Genomic DNA, 6520 nt, shown 5'->3' with positions numbered 1-6520 from the left:
TTTTGATGCTGGCCATCCCTCGCGCGCGCGAACGGCGTTGGTAGAGCAAATCCGCCATCGCATGAGCGAAGCGCAAGCCCGAAGGCGAGCCCAGATTCAACGCGCCATCGGGCAGTCGAGCACCCCCCTAAACTGAGCCGGCTCAGCCCCCCAAGGTTTGGGAAGCGAGCGGGCGTGCCGGCTCCTACAGTCAAGTCCAAGGTGATGCCTTCTTGCATGCACCTGTGTGATGCCTGACCCAGGAGCATGGCCATGAACACCAAAGACACCGCTTCCCCATTGACGATCCAGATCCAGGCGCAATTGCTGGACGTGGCCAAGAGCACGCAGAAGGTAGAGGCCATGGCCTATGTCTTCAGCTCCGAGGCTCGCTTTCTGGGCAGTGCGTCCTTGTCGGACAAGGGCGAGGCCAGGCTGCCTGTGCAAGCCGCCGTACCCGCAGACACCTTGCGTGTGTTGGTGGGGCCTCGCCTGCCAGACAAGGAGCCTGACTTCGCCGAGCTCATGCGCCGAGGCGCCATCGAGCAGCACCTGAGCTACAACCCGCGCCTGCGTGAGCTCAAGGCCGACTTCGTCATCTACGAGCCCATCTGGTTGTGCTGGTTGCGCAGTGCCGTGTTCGTGCAGGGGCAGTTGCTCAAGAAGGTCACCATTGGCGGGGCCGTGGTGGACTTCCCCGTGTGCAATGCCACGGTCGAGATCTACGAGGTAGACCCGCTCTACATCCTCATCCCCAAGCTGCCTGTGCTGGTGCTGGATCGCTTGCGCGACATCATTGCCCACGCACGCATCCCGGATCCCATTCTCACCGTACCCGAACGCGTGCCAGGCCCCATTCCCGAGCCGGGCCCAGGCCCCTTGCCTTTGTCCATCACAGGCACACAACTGCGGCGCTTGAACACCACCAATCTGGCCGTGCAAAGCCATGCCTTGACCGCAGACAGCGCCGCCACGCTGACCAAGCTGAGCGAAGCCACCGAGTTGCGCTATCTGGCTCAAGCCGGCAGCGCCTTGCAGTTCCAGCAAGCGCTGATCCAGAACCCGGTGTTGATCAGGCCCTTGCTGTGCTGGCTCTTCCCGCGCTTTGTGACCATGCAGCGCGTGGGCGCGGCCATCACGGACAGTTGCGGCCACTTCCGCACCGTGTTCTTTCAGGGCTGCCACAACCACGACACACCGGACCTGTACTTCAAGGCCACTCAGCCCATCTTCGGCCCGCTCAAATTCACCATCTATGCGCCCACCCCTGTGGCCTGCCACACCTGGTGGGACTACGCCTCCGGCACGGAGGTCAAGCTCTATACCAGCAGCCCCTTTGCGCACACCTGCGCGCCTTGCCCGCCCGTGGTGGGGCCGCAAGGCGTGGGCCGCTGGGTGGCCTTCCTGGCCATTGGCGGCGTACCGCTGAGCCAGATCTATGGCACCAGCAAGGCCCTGAAAGACAGCACCGCCCCTGCCGTGTTGACCGCCCGGCGGGGCCTCACCTCAGATGGACGCCCTTGGGGTGGCCTGTTGCGCCCGCGCCTGCTGTTCGCCAACGAGCTGGAAGCGCTGGGCGTGCGCCACTATCAGATCTCATGGCGACGTGGCTTCAGCGGCAGCTTCCATGCGCTGAAGGACGGCATCCAGCACTACTACCGCCATGACGTGAACACGCCCAGCGGCGTTTTTCCGGCATGGACACCTTTCACCTTGGGCCCCAAGCCCGTGCCAGCCGGCGGTGGCATTGAGGTGCCCGATCTCACCCAGATCCCCTATGCCTCTGTTGCGCCTGAAGGCGTGTGGGACACCCCACCCAGCGCCGGCGAAATCGTCGAGCACCTGAGCAGCGCCAAGTTCCCCACGCAGCTGTTTGCGCCAGGCCTGAGCTACAACGCCGATGGCTCCGCGGTGTCAGGCACGAGCGACGACAGCGGCCAGTACCAACTCAAGGTCGATCTGTTCGATGCGCTGGGGCAGCCTGTTGACATCCATGCGCTGGGCATCAAGTTCGTGGTGCCCGATGTGCCTGATCTCACCGGCACCATTTACACGACCGATGCCGAGCCACTGGGCCTGGTCGTGGGCAACAGCATGATCATCACCTTGCATGTGGACAACAACCATTGCTACGCGCAGATCCCGGCGCCGTCCATTGGCGCGACCTTCGCAGACGACTGCTGTGGTGTGCTGCAGGCGCAGGACAGCGATATCGTCAGCCTGCCCTATCAGGCCTGGCACCCGCACGGCTTCGCCAACTACAGCTTCGTGACCGTGCGGGGCGTGCGTACTGTGTTGGACCGATCGCATGACCCGCTCAACCCCGGACAGCCCTTGCCGGTGGATGACCCGGGCACACCGTTGGTCAATGAAGACCCGACGGGCGGCTCACCGGCCATGATGTCCGTGCACGATCTGATGACTGTGAATTTACCTGCATCCTGCCTGGTCGATCATCCCACTGGCTGCCTGGTGGCGGGCTTCAGCGAGAACCTGTATGTGGATTCGACCGCCACAGATGGCTGGAACTACGAGTTGGGGTACGACGCCAGTGCGGTGCGGGCGTTTGTGTTGTCGAAGGTGGCCTTGCCATCCGGCTGACAAAGGCAGGCGCTGTGGCCCCATCAACCCCGCTGGGCCGCTTCAATCATGGCGATGTCGATCTTGCTCATCTGCATCATGGCTTCGAAGACACGCTTGGCTGCTGTGCGGTCTGGATTGGCCATCGCCGTGGTGAGCGCACGGGGCGTGATCTGCCACGACAGTCCCCACTTGTCCTTGCACCAACCGCACGCGCTGGCTTGCCCGCCGTTGTCGATGATGGCGTGCCACAGACGGTCAGTTTCTTCCTGGGTATCGGTGGCAACCTGGAAGGAGAAGGCCTCGCTGTGCTTGAAGACCGGGCCGCCGTTCAGGCCAAGACAAGGGATGCCCATCACGGTGAACTCGACCGTCAGGACGTCACCTTGCTTGCCGGAGGGATAGTCCGCAGGCGCGCGGTGGATGGCGCCTACGGTGCTGTCTGGGAAGGTCTTGGCGTAGAACCCTGCGGCCTCTTCGGCTGTACCGTCAAACCAAAGGCAGATGGTGTTTTTGCTTGGCATGTCGTTTCTCCATGCCGTGATGGCATAGCCGCACAGTCTATCCATGCTTGCAGCATGGCGTCGGGGGAATCATGCTGCGCGTAGGGCTGAATCGGTGGGCTTGATCGTTAACGTGTGTTGCCCCAAGCGAGTGGGCGGCCCGTGGCTGGGTCCAGGCCCTTGGCTTTGGCCATTTCAGCGATGCGAGCTTCGCTGGGCAGTGGTGGTGGCACTTTGGCGTTGTGCTCTTCCAGCCATTTGAATTTGCCGTTCCATGAGGGGAGTTTGGCGGGAGGGAGCGGGACGATGTCGTCAAGTTCAGCGACAGAGGGGTTGAGATAATCGTAGGCACTCAAAAAATCTGCAATTGCAAGATATCTCTTTACCCGTTCAGCGTCGGACTTCAACGCAAGATAGTGGATCCGATTCTTTGGATCCTCAGTTTTAAATCCACCAGCTAAAAAGCCTGCTGCAAGGTCACTTCCTGCTTTCGCTCCCAACTGAAGGGCATAGACAGCTTTTTTGTAATCGCCATCATTCTTTAAGTCGACGCCAACTTGCTGAGCTGCAACCTTGTGTCCTTGCTCTCCTGCGCACAACATCATTTGTGCAGCCACATCTGGTGCCTTGTCGATTGGCGATAGCTTCACACCGATCCAATACTGCGCATCTGGGTTACCGAAATCGGCAGCTTTGCGAATGTAGTTCAACCCTGCCTCGGGGTCACGCTTTACGCCGTAACCATTGAGCAGGTAGCGCCCCATGTCAAAGTAACCTCCCGGAATACCTCGCCGAACTAATTCTTCAACCAAGTTGACGCTTTCTGTTATGGGCGTCGCACTAACCGCTTGATTTCGTTCAATCAGATCGCGCAATTCGAGGTTTGCTTTGTCGTGCCCATACGCAGTAGCAATTCGGATCAAGCGTTCAATGTTGGGGTATGCCGTGGGATCCTTTTTTAGAATGTTGCGCTTTCTCAACCAGCGAGCATGCTTGTATAGCTGATCTGCTTCTGGATCTCGAGGTGGAATGCGATCACGCTCATGCGTGCAAGTGAAAGCCAGCTCACCAGCTTGAGTCGGGCTGGGCTGTGATGGCGTGTCTGCAGCCGTAGCTGGTAAAGCCAGAGCCATCAAGCAGGCGAGGGCAACTCGACGAAGATGCACTGGCGGTCTACCTCAACGCATGTTGCCCCAAGCGAGCGGGCGCCCCGTGGCTGGATCCAGGCCCTTGGCCTTGGCCATCTCGGCGATGCGTGTTTCGCTGGGTATAGGTGGTGGCACGTTGGCGTTGTGCTCCTCCAGCCATTTGAATTTGCCATTCCAGGGGGGAAGCTTGGCGGGGGGCAAGGGGACGATATCGTCCAGTTCTGGAACAGAAGGATTCAGGTATTCATACATTCCAAGAAAGTATGAGATTTCTTTGTATCGTCTAGATCGCTCCGCGTCTGCAGTCAGGGCCATGTAGTGCAGGCGGTTGCGTGGGTCTTCACAATTGAACCCTCCCTCTAGGAAGCCCGCTGCCAGGTCGCTACCAGCCTTCACCCCTAACTGAAGGGCGTAAACGGCCTTCTTGTAGTCGCCATCAGTCTGGAAATCTACGCCGACCTGTTGAGCTGCGACCTTATGGCCTTGCTCTCCGGCGCAAAGCATCATCTGGGCTGCGATATCCGGCGCCTTGTTGATGGGCGATAGCTTCACACCGATCCAGTACTGTGCTTCTGGGTTACCCAAGTCGGCAGCTTTTCGTATGTAGTTCATGCCTGCCTCAGGATCTCGCTTCACCCCGTAGCCATTCAGCAAGTAGCGGCCCATGTCGAAATAGCCGCCAGGGATATTTCGACGAACTAAGTCTTCTACGAGGTTCACGCTTTCTGTGACGGGAGTTGCGCTGATGGCCTGACCACGCTCAATCAGTTCACGCAACTCCAGGTTGGCCTTGTCATGCCCGTATGCCGCAGCAAAGCGGATCAGGCGTTCTACCTTGGGGTAAATCGCTGGATCCTTCTTGAGGATGTTGCCCTTTCTCAGCCAACGAGCGTGCTTGTACATCTGCTCGGCTTCTGGGTCCCTAGGCGGGATGCGGTCTACCTCATGCGTGCAAGCAAAGGCCAGTTCGCCCGCTAGATGAGTAGGCTGATGTGGGATGGCGTCTGATGCCATTGCTCGCCACGCGATGGCTATCAACAGGTAGCCTAGGGCCCGCAGACGAAGTGACATTTGTATGGCTTAACGCGTGTTACCCCATGCGAGTGGTCGCCCCGTGGCTGGATCCAGGCCCTTGGCCTTGGCCATCTCGGCGATGCGAGCTTCGCTGGGTAGTGGTGGAGGCACGTTGGCGTTGTGTTCTTCCAGCCATTTGAATTTGCCATTCCAGGGGGGGAGCTTAGCGGGGGGCAAGGGGACGATATCGTCCAACTCTGGAATGGATGGATTCAGATAGTCGTAGGCACTCAGGAAACTTCGAATGGCAGAATATCTAGCGGCTCGCTCAGAGTCGGGCTTTAACGAAAGATACCGTATTCTGTTTTTAGGATCGTCGCATTGAAATCCCCATTCCAATAATCCTGCTGCGAGAGGATGGCCAGCTTTAGTGCCCAGTTGCAGGGCATCAACTGCACGTTTGTAGTCTCCGTCAGTTTGCAAATCATAGCCAACCTGTTGAGCAGCAACTTTATGGCCTTGTTCTCCTGCACACAACATCATTTGGACTGCAATATCGGGCGCTTTGTCTATGGGTGATAGCTTCACGCCAATCCAGTACTGTGCCTCTGGATTGCCCAAGTCTGCCGCTTTTCTTATGTAGTTCATGCCAGCCTCAGGGTCTCGCTTTACGCCATAGCCATTAAGCAAGTAGCGCCCCATGTCGAAATACCCACCTGGGATACCTCGACGGATCAGTTCCTCAACCAAATCTACGCTCTCAGTGACAGGTGTCGCGCTGACGGCTTGGCCCCGTTCAATTAGATCGCGAAGCTCTAGGTTTGCTTTGTCGTGTCCATAGGCTGTAGCAATACGGATTAAGCGTTCAATTTTGCTGTAAACCGTCGAATCCTTTTTGAGGATATTTCCTTTTCTTAGCCATCGAGCATATTTATATAGCTGTTCCGCTTCTGGATCTCGAAGAGGGATCAGTTCCTTCTCGTGTTTGCAAGTGAACGCTAGCTTTTCGCGCTCCAGAGAGGTGTTTGTTTGCATGATCTTTCCCCTTGACGGGGCGCTTAGTGAACTGCTGCAAGCCGGCAATAATATTGTGGCAAGCGCTACCGCAAGGAATAAACGTTTTGACATATGGTTCAATTAATCAAGATTCGCCCGCTTTGCACTTAAGCGCACTAATGCTGCGATCATTGTTTGTGGAGATTGATGTCTTACTCGCATCGAGCGATTTCTTTCCAGCAATATTCCCCACGTGTCATAGGAAACAGCTAATTCTTTGGCTGAGCAAATCTCGCCGCC

5 protein-coding genes are annotated in these 6520 nt (G+C 57.8%); 1 reads left to right on the top strand and 4 read right to left on the bottom strand.

Features of this window, described 5'->3' with window-relative positions; translation table 11 throughout:
- Positions 1-252 precede the first annotated feature (252 nt).
- Positions 253-2580: a hypothetical protein gene (locus tag EPO09_RS04870; RefSeq protein ID WP_290640741.1), complete on the top strand. Its 2328-nt coding sequence runs from the start codon at positions 253-255 to the stop codon at positions 2578-2580.
- 23 nt (positions 2581-2603) lie between these two features.
- On the opposite strand, the gene EPO09_RS04865 is transcribed toward EPO09_RS04870, so the two are convergent.
- The 4 genes from EPO09_RS04865 to EPO09_RS04850 all read right to left on the bottom strand — a co-directional run bounded on the left by EPO09_RS04865 (position 2604) and on the right by EPO09_RS04850 (position 6259).
- Positions 2604-3083 (bottom strand): VOC family protein, encoded by a 480-nt coding sequence (locus EPO09_RS04865; protein ID WP_290640739.1) that lies wholly within the window; start codon positions 3081-3083, stop codon positions 2604-2606.
- Positions 3084-3190: 107 nt separating this feature from the next.
- Positions 3191-4195, bottom strand: a complete 1005-nt coding sequence (locus EPO09_RS04860; protein WP_290640737.1) for a sel1 repeat family protein — start codon at positions 4193-4195, stop codon at positions 3191-3193.
- A gap of 45 nt (positions 4196-4240) precedes the next feature.
- Positions 4241-5113 carry a sel1 repeat family protein gene (locus EPO09_RS04855; protein ID WP_290640735.1) on the bottom strand — a complete coding sequence of 291 codons (873 nt, stop codon included), beginning with the start codon at positions 5111-5113 and terminating at the stop codon, positions 4241-4243.
- 177 nt (positions 5114-5290) lie between these two features.
- The gene (locus tag EPO09_RS04850; RefSeq protein ID WP_290640733.1) at positions 5291-6259 is read right to left on the bottom strand and encodes a sel1 repeat family protein; all 969 of its coding nucleotides are present in this window, start codon (positions 6257-6259) and stop codon (positions 5291-5293) included.
- Positions 6260-6520 lie beyond the last annotated feature (261 nt).

It is taken from the genome of Aquabacterium sp. (assembly GCF_004297345.1).
Taxonomy (GTDB): Bacteria; Pseudomonadota; Gammaproteobacteria; order Burkholderiales; family Burkholderiaceae_C; genus Aquabacterium.
The sequence above is the reverse complement of the archived record's forward strand: the minus strand, read 5'-3'. Positions and strand labels throughout refer to the sequence as shown.

What these genes read in the sequence shown, in the direction of transcription:
- EPO09_RS04870 (WP_290640741.1), top strand. Translation starts at nt 253, where the DNA reads ATGAACACCAAAGACACCGCTTCCCCATTGACGATCCAGATCCAGGCG.
- EPO09_RS04865 (WP_290640739.1), bottom strand. Translation starts at nt 3,083, where the DNA reads ATGCCAAGCAAAAACACCATCTGCCTTTGGTTTGACGGTACAGCCGAA.
- EPO09_RS04860 (WP_290640737.1), bottom strand. Translation starts at nt 4,195, where the DNA reads ATGGCTCTGGCTTTACCAGCTACGGCTGCAGACACGCCATCACAGCCC.
- EPO09_RS04855 (WP_290640735.1), bottom strand. Translation starts at nt 5,113, where the DNA reads ATGTACAAGCACGCTCGTTGGCTGAGAAAGGGCAACATCCTCAAGAAG.
- EPO09_RS04850 (WP_290640733.1), bottom strand. Translation starts at nt 6,259, where the DNA reads ATGCAAACAAACACCTCTCTGGAGCGCGAAAAGCTAGCGTTCACTTGC.